This window comes from Pedobacter sp. B4419, assembly GCF_059693725.1.
This window is the reverse complement of sequence record NZ_JCASSL010000002.1, coordinates 862,278-882,187: the sequence shown is the minus strand read 5'-3', so window position 1 is coordinate 882,187 and position 19,910 is coordinate 862,278. Positions and strand designations below refer to the sequence as shown.

Here is a 19,910-nt window from a genome sequence, read left to right as displayed (position 1 = left end):
TAATACTGGAGAACCCTTATTATGTCAACTATATCACTACAAGATAAACACCACGACGATAGCCACGATGATCACGGTCATGGCCATCACCACGAAACCTTCCTAACTAAATACGTATTTAGTCAGGATCACAAAATGATTGCCAAACAATTCCTGATTACAGGTATTATCATGGCAGTTATTGCAATGGGTTTATCTATCCTTTTCAGGATCCAATTGGCTTGGCCAGACAAATCTTTCCCACTGCTTGAGACATTCTTAGGTCACTGGGCAGAAGGTGGCAGGATCAAACCAGATTTTTATTTGGCTTTGGTTACCATCCACGGTACCATCATGGTATTCTTTGTGTTAACTGCTGGTTTAAGTGGTACATTCAGTAACTTGTTAATCCCATTGCAGGTAGGTGCAAGAGATATGGCTTCGCCATTCTTGAACATGCTTTCATACTGGTTCTTCTTTACGGCTTGTGTGATCATGATGGGTTCATTCTTTATCCAAACTGGTCCGGCAAGTGGAGGTTGGACAGTATATCCGCCGTTATCTGCAGTTCCTAAAGCAATGCCGGGTTCTGCATTGGGTATGACGATGTGGTTAATCAGTATGGTGCTTTTCGTTGCTTCATCTTTAATGGGTGGTATCAACTATGTAAGTACCGTGTTAAACATGCGTACCAAAGGTATGGATCTTTGGAAAATGCCTTTAACCATTTGGGCTTTCTTCTTAACCGCTATCTTGGGTATCCTTTCGTTCCCGGTATTAGTAGCCGGTGTAGTATTGTTGGTTTTCGACCGTAGTTTCGGTACAAGTTTCTACTTGTCTGATATCGTAATAGGTACCCAAATTCTTCCAAACGAAGGTGGTTCGCCAATTTTATGGCAACACTTGTTCTGGTTCTTGGGTCACCCAGAGGTATATATCGTAATTATGCCAGCCTTGGGTATTTCATCGGAGATTATCTCTGTAAACTCAAGAAAACCAATCTTCGGTTACCATGCCATGGTTTATTCATTGATTGGTATCACAACGCTATCGTTCATTGTATGGGGTCACCACATGTTCGTAACCGGTATGAACCCTTTATTGGGTGGTGTGTTTATGATTACCACTTTGATCATTGCGGTTCCATCGGCAGTAAAAACCTTTAACTATTTAGCCACCTTGTGGAGAGGTAACATCAGGTTTACGCCTGCCATGTTATTCGCCATCGGTTTGGTTTCTTTCTTTATCTCAGGTGGTTTAACCGGTATTTTCTTGGGTAATGCTGCACTAGATATCAACTTGCACGATACTTATTTCGTAGTTGCCCACTTCCACTTGGTAATGGGTTCTGCGGCTATCTTTGGTATGTTGGCCGGTGTTTACCACTGGTTCCCTAGAATGTTCGGCAGAATGATGAACGCTAAATTAGGTTACTTGCATTTCTGGGTAACTTTTATCTGTGCGTACTTGGTATTCTTCCCACTACACTTCTTAGGTTTAGATGGCGTACCTCGTCGTTACTATGCATTTACCGAGTTTGAGTTTATGCAAAAATGGTTAACGGTTAACGTATTTGTAACTTGGTCGGCTATTGTAGCAGCCTTGGCTCAAATCGCTTTCTTATTCAACTTCTTCTACTCTATATTTAAAGGTAAAAAAGCACCTCAAAACCCTTGGGAAGCTAATACTTTAGAGTGGACAGCACCAGTTGAGCACTTGCATGGCAACTGGCCAGGAGAAATTCCAACTGTTTACCGTTGGCCATACGATTATAGCAAACCAGGTGCAGAAGAAGACTTTATTCCACAAACTGTACCTTTCTCTCAAACCATGAGCTCTAACTTGCCTCATGATTTTGAAGGAAACGCAGAGGCAGAGCAAATCCAAAAAGAATGGGATGCGGCCAACAAAAAAGAAGAAAAGACGGACTTAGACTAGTTAGTTTACTTGTTTAAGCATTTGATATAAGGTATCTGCTGAAGTAAACTAACTTGCACAGATACCTTATTTTTTTATAATCCTGTATTAACCTATGGTTGCTAAATCTGAGAATAGATTTATTCGATTAAATTTCATTACCATTATTGTGACACTACTGGTTGTTTTGGCCGGTGGCATTGTTCGCAGTACGGGTTCTGGAATGGGTTGTCCGGATTGGCCTAAATGTTTCGGACAGTATGTGCCGCCAACTTCGGCCAAGCAGTTGCCTGCTGATTATAAAGAAAAATACGTGGCCCAGCGTTTGGCCAAAAACGAACGTTTTGCGAAGACTCTAGAAAAACTGGGTAAGGCCGATTTAGCCGATAGCATTAGAAATGATGCCTCTATTGCACAACCAGAAGCTTTTAATGTAGCCAAAACCTGGACCGAATACGGAAACAGATTGGTAGGTGTAGTAACCGGTTTCTTTTTGATCTTATTGGTGGTCTATTCTTTCGCCTTTAAAAAATCGGCCAAACGCATTATTGTATTGAGCATCATTAACCTTATTGTAGTTGGGTTTCAGGGCTGGTTGGGTTCTATTGTAGTTTCTACCAATTTGCTACAGTGGATTGTAACCCTGCACATGTTGCTGGCATTGGTGATTTTGGCCATCCTGATTTATACCTATAATTACGCCAAGCAATTGCACAAAGAACGAAGCGTAATTATGTACCGCATCGCCTGGCTAAAGGGATTTTTGTTCTTTACCATTGTAATATCCATTATCCAGGTTATTCTGGGAACGGAAGTAAGGGAAAGCGTAGATTCCATTTCAAAATCATTGAATTTTAATGGTCGCAATACCTGGGTTTCGAAAGTAGGCGAGCTGTTTAATTACCATAGAGACCTGGCCATTTTGGTTGCCGTATGTAATTTTGTGGTTTACAAAATGGTTAAAGACCGTTTTAGCGGCAAGGCTTGGCCTTTGCAAACTGCCAATTATATTATTATTACATTGTTGATACAGGTAGCCTCAGGCTTCTTGCTTTCATACTTGGCACTGCCGCCATATGCGCAGGCCATACATATTTTATTTGCTACCATGTTATTTAGCCTGCAGTACTATCTGTATTTGCTAGTATACCGTACGGCTACTTATAAACCTAATTAACCAATTTAAATTGAAACAGTTTTTTTCAGATTTCTCTAAATTAATCAAGTTCAGGCTTACCTTTTTGGTGGTATTCTCAGCCTCTGTTACTTTTTTGATTGGATCGAAAGTACAAGTAGACAGGGCTATTTTGCCCCAGATCGACTGGAATAACTGGCTGATTTTAATTGTTGGGGGATTTTTGGTTACGGGAGCGGCCAATTGTTTTAACGAGATTATTGAGAAAGACCTCGATAAGTTGATGAGCCGCACCAAAGACAGGCCTATGCCTGCCGGAAGAATGACTACCGGACAAGGATTGGTATTGGGATTGATCATGGGCATGGCTGGTACTTGGTTATTAGGCAAGCTCAATCTGGAAACAGGTTTAATTTCGGTGTTCTCGATCTTGTTGTATGCATTTGCCTATACGCCATTGAAGCGCAAATCGCCGATTGCCGTATTTGTAGGGGCTATACCTGGTGCCTTGCCACCGCTCATTGGCTATTTGGCCGCTTTGGGCAAAACAACGGTTTTTTCGCAGGTAGATTACGAAATTGCAGGCATTTTGTTCCTGGTACAGTTTGTATGGCAGTTTCCACATTTCTGGTCAATCGCCTGGGTGCTGGATGATGATTATAAAAAAGCAGGTTTCAGGTTGTTGCCTACCAAAAAAAGAGATAAAACAAGCGCAATTATAACCTTTGTGAGTACGTTGATATTGATACCGGTAAGCTTGCTGCCAACCATTTATAGTTTTGGAGGATATTATATTGCAGGAGTTTCGGTTATTGCCGGACTGCTGTTCAGCTGGTATGGCTATCAGCTGGTCGTGAAAATGGATTTGCCAAGTGCCAGAAAAGTGATGTTCTGTTCATTCTTTTACATCCCTCTGGTACAATTGGTTTTATTGTTTGATTTAATAGTTTAGGATTTTAAATGGATTTAGCATTGCAACAGCAGGAGATCAAATTCGACGCCAAGCCCAAAAAGTTTGTGCTTTGGCTTTTTGTAGTTTCATCAACCATTATGTTTGGCGGATGGACCAGTTATTATATTGTATTCTCGGCATCGAAAGGCAAGGGCCATGGCTTGGTATTGCCTGATGCCTTTATGTATAGCACAGCCGTGTTGGTGGCGAGCAGTGTCTTCCTTTTCTTGGCATCGAGAGCTTTAAAGAAGGAAGAAAGAGGTTTTCAGCAATTATTTTTATGGATCACCTTGGCACTCGGTATTGTATTCGGCGTATTGCAGTTTCAGGCCTGGTCTGGCTTATACCATAGCGGTGCGGCCCTGATTAACAACAACGCAGCCATTTCGATGATCTACATCGTATCGGGATTTCACTTGTTGCACATTTTTGCAGGCATTTGCTTCATCTTGAACAGCCTTGTTGGTTCTTATAAGCAAGTACCAATGGAGAAAGCAGTTTACAAACAGGATATCGCCTCTATTTTTTGGCATTTTATAGATATATTATGGATATATCTGTATGTTTTTTTACTTTTGAACAGTTAGATTTTTTAACAAACTATTATACGATTACTAAATGGATTCTTTATCAAAATTAGACCAAGTTAAAACCACTCCATGGGCCGGCGGTCGTTCGCCATGGTCTGTAGAATATGGTAAAATAATGATGTGGTTTTTCTTACTATCAGATGCCTTTACTTTTTCATCATTATTGATCTACTACGGAGCGCAACGCTTTTCAAAGTTTACTTGGCCAGATCCAGACCACGTTTTTCAATCAATCCCTGGTATTGCCGATCACGGTTATCCATTGGTGTTTGTAGGTATCATGACTTTTATTTTGATCATGAGTTCGGTAACCATGGTATTGGCTGTAGAAGCAGGACACAGAAGAGCTAAAAAGGAAGTAATCTGGTGGATGGTAGCAACCATTATCGGTGGTTTCATGTTCTTGGGCTGTCAGGCCATTGAGTGGACCCACTTGCACCACGAAGGTTTCTGGTGGGGACATATTCCAACAGCAGAAGAGTTGAAACACTTCTTTAACGGACCGGTATCTACCGTTGCCGCACAACAATTTGCAAACTTATTCTTTACCATTACCGGTTTCCACGGTTTCCACGTATTTAGTGGTGTGGTGATCAATATCATCATTTTATGTATGACCATTAATGGTACTTTCGAAAGACGCGGCCATTATTTAATGGTAGAAAAAGTAGGTTTATACTGGCACTTTGTAGACTTGGTTTGGGTATTCGTATTTACTTTCTTCTATCTAGTTTAATTATCTTTTAAAATAAAATATTATGTCAGAGCACAACGAACATAACGTACATACTTCAGATGATCATGCACATGGCGAGCATGAGGGAATGACCAAAGGAAAGATTTGGAAGGTTTTTGGTATCCTTTTGTTGATCACTGTGATCGAGTTCATCATCGCTTTATGGGCAATCCCTAGCGGAAAGATGTCTCAGCATGTAGGCAATTATGTGTACATCTTTTTAACCTTGCTTAAAGCCTTTTATATCGTTTCTTATTTTATGCACTTAAAATTCGAGAAACTGGGCTTGCAGCTAGCACTTACGGTGTCATTTATTTTTATCATCTATTTTATTGTTTTGATGCTGATTGAGGGTGGTTATTTACACGCCCACATGCCACGAGTTTAACAAACGATTACTACACTTGTCCAGCAAGTTGTAATAAACGTTAAGCACAGTTCAAACGAAATAGACGGATGAAATACAATCCAATAAAAAAAATATTAATCCTGGTCACCATATTAGCGGTACCGGGATTTTTATATTATCTGCTACAGGAAAAGGGCAAAAACAGGTATAAGCCATTGGCGATCTACGGCCCTAAAAAAGTAGCCCCCACCTTCCACTCGGTAAGGGGAAAACAAATACCGGATACCATTTATCATATCATCCCCGATTTTAAACTGCTTAACCAGGCAGGGCAAACAGTAACCTGGGCAAATTATAAAGATAAAGTGGTGATCTTAAACCTCTTTTATACCAGGGGCACCAATGGGATAGATTTTGCCAATCGGGCAGTGCAGGCTTTTGACAAGACCTACGAACGAAATACCATGGTCCACTTTGTTGGCCTAAGCATGGACAGCGAGTATGATCAGCCACAAATTTTGGCTCCTTATGCCCAAAAGCTCGGTGCCAAAGCCGGCAAATGGGATTTGTTGACTGGCGACAGTACGCAAGTGAAACAATTGATTACAGCAGGCTTAAAGCTCGACGCGCTAAAAACGCTGGAGAACGGTGTGCCGAAATTTACTTTTAGCAATATGTTTGTGCTCATCGATTCCCAGCATCGCATCAGGGGATATTATGAAGCCACGAACCAAGAAGCGCTTTCAAAGCTGGATGATGAAATTAAGGTACTGATTGCCGAAGAATTAAGAAATGTGAAAGATGGGCGTTAAGCAACGCTTTAATTAAAAGGAATTCGAATAATGGAAAATAATCAAGTAGAACAGAAATACAACAAGTGGATCATATTGCTTTCGGTAGCTATACCGCTGGTAGTAGCCTTGCTGTTTGGCGTTAATTTGAGGAAACTGGGCTATGATGTAAAGCCTCTACATTTTTTGCCACCTATTTATGCTACAATTAACGGTATTACCGCGGTAGTATTGGTAACGGCAGTTTGGGCCATCAAAAACGGCAAAAGAAAGCTGCACGAGAACCTGATGAAATTTGCCATCTTTCTCTCGGCTTTGTTCTTGGCCATGTATGTAGCTTACCATATGACCTCAGATTCGACCAAATTTGGCGGCGAAGGCGCAATCAGGTATATCTATTACTTTATCCTGATTACCCATATCTGTTTATCGGTTATTATCATTCCTTTTGTTTTGGTCACTTATGTAAGAGCCTTGGCGCAGAAGTTCGACAGGCACAGAAAATTGGCCAGAATTACATTTCCAATGTGGCTATACGTAGCCGTTACCGGCGTAATCGTGTACCTGATGATCGCTCCTTATTACAATTTTTAAAACAATGTAAAAATAGCGTTGCGGTTTATTAACTAGATGTTTATCTTAGAAACTGAGAATAAGCATAGTTATAGTGGTTAATATAATTACGGGGCAGGATTTAGTTGATATCATACAGGAAGGCCAAGTGAAGGCTTTTACCCGTTTCTATACGCTTTTTTTTCAGAAGCTTTTGCTCGAAAGCGACAAATACGTAAAAGACATTTCTATTGCTGAAGAGCTTGTACAGGATGTTTTTATGAAAGTTTGGGAAAATCCGGGCAGCTTGGAAGACGTGAGATCGGTTAAGTCTTACCTCTATAAATCAGTGATCAACTCTTCTATTAATTACATCAACAGGCAGAAAAATATTGAGCAGCACCATCAAAAAATAGCAGCTGATTTTAGCGAAGAATACCTGATGGAACTGGATGAAGAGAACGAATTGGTGGTAATGTTGCGCCTTGAAATCGAAAAACTGCCTCCGCAATGCAAAAAAGTTTTCAAATTGAACCGGTTTGAAAAGATGAAATACAAAGAAATCGCAGAACTGCTGGAAATTTCAGAACGGACCGTCGAAAACCATATCGCCAACGCATTAAAAGTGCTCAGAGAAGCCTTGTTAAACAAAAAAGGCGTCGATAAAAACTCAAAAGAGTTTCAAAAAATCGTTACCCTCTATCTTTTTTAGGCCTTTTTTAATAAAAAGCATTTTTTTTTCATTTTTCACTAGGGGTTTTTTGTCAGTTGTTTGTCATAGCTTAAACCTACTAGACAAACTGTATGCCTAACCATCCTGAATCCTTGGTTCTTATTACCAGGTATTTGAATAATCCTATTGACGAAACTCTTCAGCAGGAAGTAGAAAGATTCCGTGCCGAATCCCCGGCAAATGAAGCTTATTTTCTCGAAACACAAAAATTATGGACACTTTCATCAAAAGCTGCCAGGCTTGAATATGTTAACGAGAAAAGGTCGGTTGGTGAATTAAAGGATTATCTAGAAAGGAGTAAGCCCAAGCGTACCTTAAAACTCGTATGGTTCAGGAACATCGCCGCCTCAATTTTGATATTGGGAACCGCTTACTGGTTATACCACCTCAACACCAAAATTACCTATCTAACAAAGCTGACAGGCAAGAACCAGGTTGATTCTGTAAAGCTGGCAGATGGTTCTGTAATTGTACTGGCCGAAAACAGCGAGCTTAAATATCCAGAGAAATTTGATGAGGTAAGGGAAATCTTCTTTCCAAAAGGACAGGCATTTTTCTATATCGCAAAAGATCCAACCCATCCCTTTAAAGTAGTGATGAACAAGTCTGATGTAACCGTTTTGGGTACCTCTTTCAATATCAAGGTATCGGCTACGCAAATAGATTTGAGCGTAAAAACCGGAAGAGTAATGTTCTCGCCATTCCAAAACAGCACCAAATCCATCCTTAGCGAAGGGCAAGCCATTACCTATAATAAAGAAAAGAGCGAAATTATAGCTAGAACTGCGCAAAATGCAGACGCCTGGCTAACCAAGGAACTCATTTTTGTGGATACGCCGCTAGAAGATGTTTGCAAACAATTGAGCACTTATTATAATGCGGATATCAGGTTGCAGAACAATAAGCGTAATAAAAAGCTCAATGCCACCTTTAAGAACCAAACATTAGAACAGGTTTTAGAAATATTGAACGAAACCTATAATATCAAAATCAAAAAAGAAAAAGACCAAATTACCCTAATAACACCTTAAACAACCCCTAAACAACCAATTAATTTAACTAACAAACTATGAAGAGAAATTTTTACAAAAGAAGAGTTGGAATAAGTCTCTGCCAAATGGCAATGCTTGTTTGCGCAATCTTTTGGACTTCGCTAGCCAAAGCCGATGCGCAACAAGGCAAATGGAAGCCTGAAAGATTGGAAAGCTATCTGAAGAAAGTGGAACAGGCTTATAAAGTAAGTTTTGTTTACGATGCAGCCGAGATTAGCAAATCATTAGTGCTTGATGTGCCAGAAAAAACCAGTACCATCCAAGAATCCCTAGAACCGCTAAGACAAAAGAACATCGGTTATAGGCTTGTGGGTACGCAGGTAATTTTAAAAGTGCAGCTGCCAACACCAGTAGAGCGGAGAGATGTGACCGTAAAAGGTGTTGTAAAAGACAAAAAAGACGGGAAGCCGGTTCCGGGAGTAAGCGTATTCGTAAAAGGCTCTGGACAAGTGGTATCTACCAACGAACAAGGAGAGTATTCGCTTACCATTAAAGATGAAAAAGCGATCTTGGTGTTCAGGTATCTCGGCTACAAAACGGTTGAAACCCCTTTAAACGGCAGGACTAAGATCGATGTCGAGTTAGAAGAAGATGCCAGCCAATTAAAAGAGGTAAACATCGTATCAACAGGATACCAAACCTTAGAAAAGAAAACATTTACTGGGGCAGCAGTTCTGGTAAAAGCATCAGATGCCGAAAGGGCAGGTGTTACCGATGTAAGTAGAATGCTCGAGGGACAGGTTGCCGGGGTAACCATCCAGAACGTTTCTGGTACATTTGGTGCAGCGCCTAAAATCCGTGTTCGTGGTGCAACATCTTTTTCTGGAGATAATAAGCCACTATGGGTTGTAGATGGTATTATTCTAGAAGACGTAGTTAATATTTCTAACGAAGCCCTAACCACTGGTGATGCCAGTACCTTGATCGGTTCATCTGTAGCAGGCTTAAACCCTGACGATATTGAAAGCTTTAATATCTTGAAAGATGCAGCGGCTACCGGTATGTATGGTGCCCGCGCGATGAACGGGGTAATCGTAGTAACAACCAAAAAAGGTAAGTTAACTGAAGGAGCTGCAAGAATCAGCTACAGAGGTAACTTTACCACCTATGCAAAACCAAGCTATTCTGATTTTGACATCCTTAACTCGGCCGACCAAATGGCGGTTTTGACTGAGATGCAAAATAAGGGATACTATCAGATTCCTGAAGCATCGAGAGGTGTAAGCGGAGGTCCTTTTTATAAAATGTACAACATGTTGTATAACTATGACCCAAACACCAAGACTTTTGCCCTAAAAAATACAAGTGCAGATAAGGTGGCTTTTCTTTCGAGGTATGCCAATGCCAACACCGATTGGTTTGATGTGTTGTTTAAAAACTCCTTGCAGCAAGAACACTCTTTGAGTATCAATTCGGGTACCGAGAAATTTAAAAGCTATGCTTCTACCTCTTTTACAAAAGACAATGGTGTAACTATTGGAAATAGCGTGAGCAGGTTTACAGGTAACTATCGTGCCAATTTTAACGTAACCGATAAGTTAAGTGCCGAATTGTTAAGTACAGGTTCTGTGCGTAACCAGCAGGCGCCGGGAGCTACTGCATTACAATCAGATCCGGTTTACGGCAACTATTTCCGCAACTTTGATATCAACCCTTATTCTTATGCCGTAAATACGAGTCGTATGCTTACTGCTTATGATCAAAACGGAAACTATGAATATTTTAGGCAAAATAGCGCACCTTTTAGTATCTTAAATGAATTGAATACCAACTATTTAAAGCTAGGTGTATTGGATTTTAAAGTACAGGGAAATTTAACCTATAAAATTATTCCAAGTTTAACTTACTCAGTTGACGGGGCTTATAGGTTTGTGAAGTCAGAGACCCAGATTTCTGTTTTGGAGAGCTCTAACATGGCCACTTCATTTAGAACAGTTGATGATGCAACTTCGTCTCAAGGCAATAACAACTTGTATACCGATCCTGATTTTCCAGGTAGCTTGCCGATTAGCGTATTGCCAAGCGGTGGATTTTATAAGACATCAACAGATAACCTGAAAAGTTATTACTTCAGACAAAACTTGTCGTTTAACAAAACTATTAACACCAAGCACAATATTGCTGCTTTTGGTGCCATGGAGGTACGTTATATCGATCGCCAAAGAGAAGCTTTTGATGGTGTGGGCTATCAGTTTGATAATGGTGGCTTGGTTACGCCATATTATAAATATTTTAAGGAAGGTGCTGAAGAAGGCAAGCCTTATTTTAGTATGGGCAACAATTACGAAAGATATACCGCTTTCTTCGCCAATGCATCTTATACCTACAATGAAAAATATACCTTAAGGTTATCAGGCCGTTATGATGGTTCAAACCTTTTAGGCAAAACTGCAACTGCCAGATGGTTGCCAACCTGGAACGTAGCTGCCAGCTGGAACATCAGTGATGAGGATTTCTGGCCAAAGAGCGATATCTTGACCGGAGCTAAATTGCGCGGATCATACGGTTTGGTAGCCAGCATTGGTAATGCAACCAACTCTGCAGCCGTATTTTATAACCAAGTTTCTAGAAGACCAAACTTAGGCGATCAGGAAGCACAGATCTTTATTTCAAACCTAGAAAACTCTGAGTTGACTTGGGAAAAAACCAAAGATTTAAATATTGGATTGGATTTAGCCTTGTTTAAAAACAGAATCAATTTCACAGTTGATTTATACAAGAGAAACATCTATGATTTGATTGGTGCAATCCAAACCTCAGGTATTGGTGGCGAGTATACTAAGATTGCCAACTATGGCGCAATGTCTGGAAGAGGTATTGAGTTGGCCATTACAGGTAAGGCAATAGATAATCCAAACTTTAAATGGACAACCAATTTTAACTTTGGCTACAATACCAACAAAGTAAAAGATTTGCAGGTTGATCCAAATATCTTCAGGTCAACCTCTAACAATGGTTCGGCAGTATTGGACTATCCGCAACGCAGCTTGTTCTCGGTACAATTTGCTGGCCTAAACCATGACTATGGCTATCCGATGTTTGTAGGCGTAGACGGAAGAGCAACCACTTACATCAATTTACAGGATGATAACCTGCTTAGACTGAAATACGAAGGACCGATTGACCCTACATTTGCCGGTGGTTTTTACAACCAGTTTAGCTATAAAAACTTTACTTTATCGGCTTTGCTTGGTTTCTCTGCAGGTAACGTAATTAGGTTAAACCCAAATATCAAACCTAACTTCAACGATATTTCTTCAATGAGTAGAGATATGCTCAACAGATGGGTAATGCCTGGCGACGAAAAATTTACGACCATACCGGCTATTTTAGATCCGCTTTCTGCATCTAAAATTGTAGATGCAAACGGAGCCTCGGTTGATGTTAGAAATGCCTACAATTTGTATAATTTTTCTACAGAAAGGGTAGCATTTGGAGATTACATCAAGCTTAGACAAGTTTCAATAAGCTATAACCTGCCTAAGAGCTTCTTCTCTAAATTGGGTATGTCTGCAGCCTCTGTATCTGTAGTTGGCAATAACTTATTGTTGCTGTACTCGGATAAAAGATTAAACGGCCAAGATCCAGAATTTTATAATACTGGTGGTGTTGCCTTACCAGTTTCCAGACAATATACCTTATCATTAAAAGTTGGATTTTAATTGACAAACGTTATGAAATTAAATAAAATAATAGTTGGCATTTGTGGCATTACATTGTTGTTTTCGATGCCATCATGCAAGAAATTTTTAGAGCAAACACCAGATAACCGAGCGGAGATCAACACAGTTGAAAAACTGGGTCAACTGGTGTCAACTGCTTACCCCTCGCGAGATTATATAGCCTTTACCGAGTCTTCATCAGATAATGCGGAAGATAAGGGCGAGGGTATTGGTACGCTAGCTGATTTTTTTGACCAGCCTTATGCTTGGCAAGATATCATCGGCGATGGTACAAATACATCAACGGCTTATTGGAATGCCTGTTATGAAGCCATCGCGGCGGCAAACCAGGCATTAGAATCAATAGAAACCAATAAGCTTGGTGCAGGTGCGCTTCCTTACAAAGGCGAGGCATTGGTATGTAGAGCTTATGCACACTTTATGTTGGTTAATTTATTTGCATCGCCCTATAAAAAAGATACACCAAATGATGCCCCAGGCATTCCTTATGTTGATAAGCCGGAAACCAAAGTAATCCAGCCTTATAGCAGAGGAACAGTGGCTAGTACATATGAAAGAATTAGAAAAGATCTGGAAGAAGGCTTGCCATTATTACAGGCATCAGCTTACTCGGTTCCGAAATATCATTTTACACCTGCAGCAGCACACGCTTTTGCTTCACGTTTTTATTTGTTTACGGGCGATTGGCAAAAAGTAGTAGATCATGCAACACTTGCGGTTCCGGGTGGCGATTTTGTGAATAACATGCGTCAGATTTCAACTACCCTTAGAACGATGACCTATGCAGACTTCTTAAACAACTTTATGGGAAGCCAGCAAAAATATAACTTGCTGTTGATCGGTGCTTATTCAACCTATTCTCGCTTCATCTGGACAGGTACTACCCCTCGCCATGGTTATGGGTCTAAAATGGCTAAAATGTTCTCAGCGGGCCAAAACGTAACCGGAAAGGCACTCGCTAACAATGTACTTTCGTATGGTGTACCTAATTATACAAGTTATAAGTTTAGGGAGAACTTTTTTAACACCACACCAGATACCGGCTTTCCATATATGACTTTCGCTGCGCTTACAGTAGATGAAACTTTAATGAACAGAGCCGAAGCCTATGCAGAATTGGGAAAAAATGATCTATCCTTAAAGGACATCAACGATTTTTATAGCGTAAGGATCGTAAATTATAATCCTACCAGTGATGCAGTTACCCTAGCTAAGATTGCAACTTTTTATCCTAGCATTACCGATCCTAAACAAGGCTTGATCAGGACAATATTAGACGCCAAAAAAGCAGAGTTTTTGCAAGAAGGCCTAAGGTGGTTTGATGTGATCCGTCGTGACATCACCGTAGTGCACAATACGATTGATATTACAGGGAAAGAAACTTTTGCTGAATTAAAACCTGGTGATAAGCATCGCATTTTCCAATTGCCGGTTGAAGTAAAATTGTCAGGTATAGAACTAAACCCAAGATAAATAGAGATGAAAAATATATTAAAAACAACAGCATTTTTGTTGCTAGCCCTTGGGTTATTTGGCTGTCGCAAAACAGAAAAGCTAAATGTGGATTATAGCACTTTTAATCCAGATGATCCTAGAACCAATACACCATTGGATCAATGGTTGAAAACCACTTTTTTAGATGAATATAACATTGATGTAATTTACAGATACAATAGGTATTATCATGGCAATACAGCTAATGTGGTGCCAAGTAAGCTAGAAAATATCCAGCCATCAATGCAAATGGTGTTGGATGGTTTCATTACGCCTTATCGCAAAATTGCCGGCGAAACCTTTACCAAAACTTACATGCCTAAGGAATGGGTTTTATTCGGATCATATGCTTATGCGAATACCTCAGACCCTGGTGTTGCTGGTACCGCTGCTGCAGGGAGGAGAATTACTTTGTATGGTGTAAACGAATATCAGCCATTGCCAGCTGGGCAGTTTTTTGCCTGGGATAGACAAAGGATTATGCACCACGAGTTTGGGCACATCTTAAATCAGATTATTCCTATTCCAACCGATTGGGAAGCCATTTCGAAAGGTTTTTATAAACAGCCTTATACAGACACTCCAACAGATACCGCACGTAGAAATGGTTTTGTAACCAGTTACGCCAGTGGTGTACCAACCGAAGATTATGCAGAAACCATTAGCTGGTTGCTCATCAACGGACAGGTTTGGTACGATGATTGGGCTAACTTTGCAAATGCGGCGGGTAAGGCACGTTTTATCCAAAAGGAGAATAACGTAATCAATTACTATAATAACCTGGGCATCGATTTTAAAAAGCTGCAAATGGAAGTGCAGCAATACATGATCGGTATTGGCCGCAACGAAACCAAATTTGCTTATTGGTTGAGCAAGGCTCGTACACCGCTTGTTACGCCAGTGCCAAATCCGGCCCCGGCGCCAGTTCCTACGTTCAAAACGCTTACCATTAACACCGGTGGAGATTATTATATCAAATACAAAGGTTCAGCAACTTTTGAAACCCTTTATACCTCGGTAAAAAACGCAATTGCGGCGCAAGGATATGCACTTAATTTTATTAGGCTGAATTTCACTTCGCCAACGGCAATGTATGTGGAGGCCAATTTTACTGCAGGTACAACAACGTATCAATCGTTTTATGCTTTTAACATGGCAACCACCGTTGCTTCTGGACAAGTAAAGTTTACTAATGGTACAGCCGGTGGCACATCAGCACCATGGGTTGGAAATGCGGCCTTTACAAAACCGTCTATGCAACCATTCTTAGATTATTTGACGAATAACACCTTTGTGGCAGATTGGATGCCAGTTAATGTGTTGCCTGATGATTATATGAAACTGGCTGGCTTTACCGTGTTGAACGCGCCAACTAACTATTTTTATGGACCATTGGCTTACTAAATTAACGATGATGAAAAAATTAATATACTTTATGGCAATCCTGTCGGTTTTGGCAGGTTGTACAAAAACATCTTATGTACCTGTTTTTGATAAAACGCCACAAGAAAGGGCTGCCGATCAGATCAATTTGGTATCAACTACCCTAACAGGTGCGCCTAATGGATGGATTGCTACCCTGCCAACTTTAACTGGTGGTGGCTATGGCTTTTATATCACTTTTGATAAGGAGCAAAATGTAACCATGTATGGCGATATGACAACTGATGCTGCATCTAAAGTGGGTAAATCATATTATAGGGTAAAACAAGATATAGGTACCGAACTGGTATTTGATACCTATAACTACATTTCAATGCTTGATGATCCTAATTCTGCAGTTCTAGGAGGAGTATCTAAAGTTGGCTTTAGTAGCGATATTGAATTCACTTATGATAGGATAAATGGAGATAGCATTATATTTATTGGTAAAAAATACAGGCAACCATTTAAATTGGTTAAAGCTACAGCAGCTCAGCAAGCAAGCTATGCAGCTGGAGCCTATAAAACTTCGATCGATAAAATCAATGCCTTTTTTACCACTAATAAATTCCCGTTTATTCAAATTCCATCTGGTGCAACAACATTGAAAATTTCTGTTAATCCAAATTTTACGAATAATTTGGCAAGTGGAAAAAGAATGGATTTGACTGGGGTACTGGCCGATGGGAAAACTATTGGAACAGGCTTTACCAAGATAGCACATACATTAGATGGCTTGTCGCTATTAAACGGAGGATTGGTTTTTCAAGGAATTACCTTTGTAAGGGTGGCCTGGAAAGATGCAAGCACTTTAGCTTTATATGATTCGACAGGCAAAGAATATATCATTAACGATAATGGTGTTCCTTTAGTAGATATCAATTTATTGTGGGGATCTAAATATACTGGTTTACGATCTGAGTTTAAACAGATCAACCAAGGTACAACCGCAGCTGGTGCCGATATCCTCAACTATTACCATAACAACCTCAACAACGCCGCATTGCTTGGTTTTTCTTTTAATTATGGAAGAATGGATCTTACGTGGAGCAGACCAAACAACCGATTAACCTTGGGTGGCTTTAGTAGTCAAAATGGTGGTACTAGTGGCTGGACAACTACCATTGTTTATACCTATACTGTTAATCCAGATGGATCTTATAAGTTTACTCAGTCTGCAGCGGCGGCTGATGGCTATGTGGCAAAGCTACTGATACCAATGGATACCTTTCTTAAAGGCAATGACGTGAAGTTTGATTATTACTCAGCCAACGGTGTAGTTTATGGCAAAATGTCAAGCGTACAGAATCCATTAATAGAGATGACATTTATTTTAAGGTAATCTAATAGTTAATAGTTAAAATTAATGCCTAAGCCTCCCAAGAAATTGGGAGGCTTTTTTTTGACGCTATTTTTATGCTCCTCAAAAGTAATAATCCTTATATTTGCAACATCATGAAAAAAGCCATTGTCTTCTTGTATATCTTAGCACTCGGTTTCGTTTTTACGCCCGAGGTAAAGGCACAGTGTTCGATGTGTACCATCAATGCAGAGCAAGGTTCTAAAAATGGCAATACCCAAACCAAGGGCATTAATGATGGCGTTGTCTATCTGCTTTCTATCCCTTACCTGCTTATTGCCGGTATAGGCTTCTTGTGGTATAAAAATTACCGCAAGAAAAATATTACGGCCCCTTCGGGTAGTTGATGACTTGCCAGTTCTTGGTTTCCAACTCATCGTCATTGCGAGAAACGCTAGTGTCGAAGCAATCTCTTTTTGAAGCAAATATCCAATCAGCTAATGGCCAATTAACCAGTGATATTAATGAACAAATATTTACTTTTGACCATCAACCATTGACCAGAAAATGTTAAGTAAAAAGACCTTCGATTTTATAAAAGACATTGCCAAAAACAATAACCGCGAATGGTTTGCCGTAAATAAGCAACGCTATGAAGAAGTAAAAGAAGACCTGTTTCCGTTTATTGCTCAGCTGATCAAGGAGCTGGCCGCCATTGATCCAGAATTTTCGGCCACTATGGAACCCAAAAAAGCATTGTTGCGCATCTATCGCGATGTCCGTTTTAGTCCAAACAAAGATCCCTATAAAAAACACTACGGAATTGCCTTCGATATCAAGGGCTATAGTGAAACCACACAAAGCTATTACTTGCATATCGAACCGGGAAACTGTTTTTTGGGTGCCGGGTTTTGGCAGCCAGAACCTCATATCCTGAAAATGGTGCGGGAAGAAATCGACTACAATAGTGCAGAATTTTTAGAAGTGGTTAATCGTGAAGACTTCAAGGGCATTTTTAAACTGACCGAAGAAGGCAAACTGAAAAAAGCACCAAAGGGTTATGATCCCAATCATCCACAGATCGAATGGCTTAAGCTCAAAAGCTTTGCTGCCATGTATCCTATAGCCGATTCGGAGTTTTTAAAGCCCGGCATCGTGGATAAGTTGAAAACTGCTTTGACAGCTATCCAACCATTTATTCTATTTTTGAGAAAAGCCGTAGATACGCAATAATTGCGTGGCTTAGGTTAATTGCATAAACCGTAGAATTGAGCATTACACGATTATACAATTAGCCAGTTAAGCAATTAAACATTAACCAAAACCCATTTCATATAATGAAGAATACTTTTCTGGCAATAGCCATTTTTTTAATCGCCTCATCCATCAGTTCTTGCGTTATCCTTTCGCCTAAAAAGTACAAATCCTTATTGGCCAGACAAGACTCGTTAAATACAGGCTGGACAGAATCGCAATTGAAGAACGAAAGCCTTGAGCAAAGAATAGCACGTTTAAAAGCCGATACAACAACGCTAAACGGTCAATTAGCCGATCTGAAAGCGAAATATAACGAGATGGATGGCAATTATGCCAAGCTCAGAAGCAACAGTTCTAGCGAGATCAATAAGCTATCTTCAGATTTAAAGAAACGCGAACAACGCCTCAAAGAAGTTGAAGAAATATTGCGCAAACGCGATGAAGCTACCAATCAGCTGAAAGCGAAACTACAGACGGCTTTACTGGGCTTTACCAAAAATGGCTTGACCGTAGAAATCAAGAACGGAAAGGTTTATGTTTCGCTAACCGACAAGTTGTTGTTTCCGTCGGGAAGTATCATTATCGATGAGAAAGGGAAACAGGCATTGACGCAACTGGCTACCGTTTTGAAACAGCAACCTGAAATCAACATTGCCGTAGAAGGCCATACCGACTCGCAAAAGATCAACAACCTGGGCCAGATTAAAGACAACTGGGACCTGAGCGTATTGCGTGCAACTTCGGTGGTGCGTTTCCTAACAGAAGAGCAAAAAGTAGAAAGCGTAAGGATGACCGCTACGGGCAAGGGAGAGTTTCAGCCTTTAGGCCCAAATACTTCGGCAGAAAACCGCAGCAAAAACCGTAGGATAGAAATCGTACTTTCTCCAAAATTAGACGAATTGTACGATCTGATTAAACAATAATCAACGGTTGGCATCGCCAATCGTTAACCTAACAAAGAAAGCCCTATTTGCATTTTGCAGATAGGGCTTTCTTTCTTTATCCCATATTTTTAAAAAAGGAAATTTGCCATTTCGAACAACGTGAGGAACTGTTAAACAGCTCTCCTTTGCTGTGCTCTTGATGACAAGTTTTTTTATTAGAAAGGACTTGCAAGAGACTTAAAGTCGGCAAGCAACAGATCTTTATCCGATAAAAGGATTTCGCTTGGTTCAAGCTGTGCACCCCAGTTTACATTGAGCGTAGGGTCGTTCCACATGATGCCGATTTCAGAATTTTTATCGTAGTAGTTGGTTACTTTGTACGTAAAAATGGTATTGTTTTCGAGCGTTAAGAAACCATGCAAAAAGCCAGGCGGCATCCACAATTGTTTATGGTTTTCGCCAGAAAGTTCGATGCTAAAATGCTGTCCATAGGTGGCCGAACCTTTTCTAATGTCAACCGCTACGTCCAATACGCTACCCTGAATTACCCTTACCAACTTGCCTTGGGCAAATGGAGGCGCTTGTGCATGTAGGCCACGTAGGGTGCCTTTTTGAGAAAAAGACTGATTATCCTGTACAAAAACGGCATTTATCCCAGCCTCTTCAAATGCTTTGGCATTATAGCTTTCATAAAAATAGCCTCTTGGATCTTTCCAAACTTTAGGTTCAATTACCAAAAGGTCTTTAATTGGGGTTTCTATGATGTTCATCTAGTCTACGTATTGCATTAAAGTTCTAAAAACTACTAATCTGTTTTCAAACCTGGTTTGTACCTTGGCCTGAAGCCCGGGCGCATCTTGAATTTGATAAGCTTCATAATCTGCCAGATTTTCGGCTATATATTGGACACAAAAAGTTTGGCCTTCATTTGGAGAATCCAGTACTTGGAGCAAACGGTTAGACACAAATCTGCCGGTGGCCATTACTTCTGGGATATGAATTTCCTTCATCCATTGCAACCATTCCTCGGCTGCCGAATCTTCGATGATTACGGTTACGTTATATAAAAGCATGTGCAAAGATA

The 19,910-nt window shown here is 40.3% G+C and carries 19 protein-coding genes; 17 read left to right on the top strand and 2 right to left on the bottom strand.

Annotation, left to right across the window (positions count from 1 at the left end):
* Window positions 1-21 precede the first annotated feature (21 nt).
* From AC570H_RS15395 to AC570H_RS15315, 17 genes are all read left to right on the top strand, one after another.
* Window positions 22-1,917, top strand: a complete 1,896-nt coding sequence (locus tag AC570H_RS15395; protein WP_497356368.1) for a cytochrome c oxidase subunit I — start codon at window positions 22-24, stop codon at window positions 1,915-1,917.
* A 94-nt stretch (window positions 1,918-2,011) separates the two neighbouring features.
* Window positions 2,012-3,073 (top strand): COX15/CtaA family protein, encoded by a 1,062-nt coding sequence (locus AC570H_RS15390; protein ID WP_497356366.1) that lies wholly within the window; start codon window positions 2,012-2,014, stop codon window positions 3,071-3,073.
* A 10-nt stretch (window positions 3,074-3,083) separates the two neighbouring features.
* Complete coding sequence (cyoE, locus tag AC570H_RS15385; protein WP_497356364.1) at window positions 3,084-3,983, top strand: heme o synthase; 900 nt, start codon at window positions 3,084-3,086, stop codon at window positions 3,981-3,983.
* Between the two features lie 8 nt (window positions 3,984-3,991).
* Window positions 3,992-4,570 (top strand): cytochrome c oxidase subunit 3, encoded by a 579-nt coding sequence (locus AC570H_RS15380; protein ID WP_497356362.1) that lies wholly within the window; start codon window positions 3,992-3,994, stop codon window positions 4,568-4,570.
* Between the two features lie 31 nt (window positions 4,571-4,601).
* Window positions 4,602-5,309, top strand: coding sequence for a cytochrome c oxidase subunit 3 (locus AC570H_RS15375; RefSeq protein WP_497356360.1), 708 nt, complete (start codon window positions 4,602-4,604; stop codon window positions 5,307-5,309).
* 22 nt (window positions 5,310-5,331) lie between these two features.
* Window positions 5,332-5,697, top strand: a complete 366-nt coding sequence (locus tag AC570H_RS15370) for a cytochrome C oxidase subunit IV family protein (protein WP_497356358.1) — start codon at window positions 5,332-5,334, stop codon at window positions 5,695-5,697.
* A gap of 68 nt (window positions 5,698-5,765) precedes the next feature.
* Entirely contained in the window at window positions 5,766-6,470 is a 705-nt protein-coding gene (locus tag AC570H_RS15365; protein WP_497356356.1) for an SCO family protein, read from the top strand.
* Window positions 6,471-6,500: 30 nt separating this feature from the next.
* A complete protein-coding gene (locus AC570H_RS15360) occupies window positions 6,501-7,043 on the top strand; it encodes a DUF420 domain-containing protein (RefSeq protein ID WP_497356354.1) in 543 nt (180 codons plus the stop codon).
* Window positions 7,044-7,116: 73 nt separating this feature from the next.
* A complete protein-coding gene (locus AC570H_RS15355; protein WP_497356352.1) occupies window positions 7,117-7,713 on the top strand; it encodes an RNA polymerase sigma-70 factor in 597 nt (198 codons plus the stop codon).
* A gap of 92 nt (window positions 7,714-7,805) precedes the next feature.
* Window positions 7,806-8,765 carry a FecR family protein gene (locus AC570H_RS15350; RefSeq protein WP_497356350.1) on the top strand — a complete coding sequence of 320 codons (960 nt, stop codon included), beginning with the start codon at window positions 7,806-7,808 and terminating at the stop codon, window positions 8,763-8,765.
* A 38-nt stretch (window positions 8,766-8,803) separates the two neighbouring features.
* Window positions 8,804-12,448: a SusC/RagA family TonB-linked outer membrane protein gene (locus AC570H_RS15345; protein WP_497356348.1), complete on the top strand. Its 3,645-nt coding sequence runs from the start codon at window positions 8,804-8,806 to the stop codon at window positions 12,446-12,448.
* 12 nt (window positions 12,449-12,460) lie between these two features.
* Window positions 12,461-13,942: a RagB/SusD family nutrient uptake outer membrane protein gene (locus AC570H_RS15340; protein WP_497356346.1), complete on the top strand. Its 1,482-nt coding sequence runs from the start codon at window positions 12,461-12,463 to the stop codon at window positions 13,940-13,942.
* A gap of 6 nt (window positions 13,943-13,948) precedes the next feature.
* Window positions 13,949-15,367, top strand: coding sequence for a substrate import-associated zinc metallohydrolase lipoprotein (locus AC570H_RS15335; protein WP_497356344.1), 1,419 nt, complete (start codon window positions 13,949-13,951; stop codon window positions 15,365-15,367).
* Between the two features lie 10 nt (window positions 15,368-15,377).
* Window positions 15,378-16,727: a DUF4302 domain-containing protein gene (locus tag AC570H_RS15330; protein ID WP_497356342.1), complete on the top strand. Its 1,350-nt coding sequence runs from the start codon at window positions 15,378-15,380 to the stop codon at window positions 16,725-16,727.
* A gap of 113 nt (window positions 16,728-16,840) precedes the next feature.
* The gene (locus tag AC570H_RS15325) at window positions 16,841-17,092 is read left to right on the top strand and encodes a hypothetical protein (RefSeq protein WP_497356340.1); all 252 of its coding nucleotides are present in this window, start codon (window positions 16,841-16,843) and stop codon (window positions 17,090-17,092) included.
* 160 nt (window positions 17,093-17,252) lie between these two features.
* Complete coding sequence (locus AC570H_RS15320) at window positions 17,253-17,918, top strand: DUF2461 domain-containing protein (RefSeq protein WP_497356338.1); 666 nt, start codon at window positions 17,253-17,255, stop codon at window positions 17,916-17,918.
* 104 nt (window positions 17,919-18,022) lie between these two features.
* Window positions 18,023-18,865 (top strand): OmpA/MotB family protein, encoded by an 843-nt coding sequence (locus AC570H_RS15315; RefSeq protein WP_497356336.1) that lies wholly within the window; start codon window positions 18,023-18,025, stop codon window positions 18,863-18,865.
* A gap of 176 nt (window positions 18,866-19,041) precedes the next feature.
* Here AC570H_RS15315 and rfbC read toward each other — a convergent pair whose 3' ends face one another.
* Both rfbC and AC570H_RS15305 read right to left on the bottom strand, forming a co-directional pair.
* Window positions 19,042-19,596, bottom strand: a complete 555-nt coding sequence (gene rfbC / locus AC570H_RS15310) for a dTDP-4-dehydrorhamnose 3,5-epimerase (protein WP_497356334.1) — start codon at window positions 19,594-19,596, stop codon at window positions 19,042-19,044.
* Window positions 19,597-19,899: a DUF4286 family protein gene (locus tag AC570H_RS15305; RefSeq protein ID WP_497356332.1), complete on the bottom strand. Its 303-nt coding sequence runs from the start codon at window positions 19,897-19,899 to the stop codon at window positions 19,597-19,599.
* Between the last annotated feature and the right edge of the window lie 11 nt (window positions 19,900-19,910).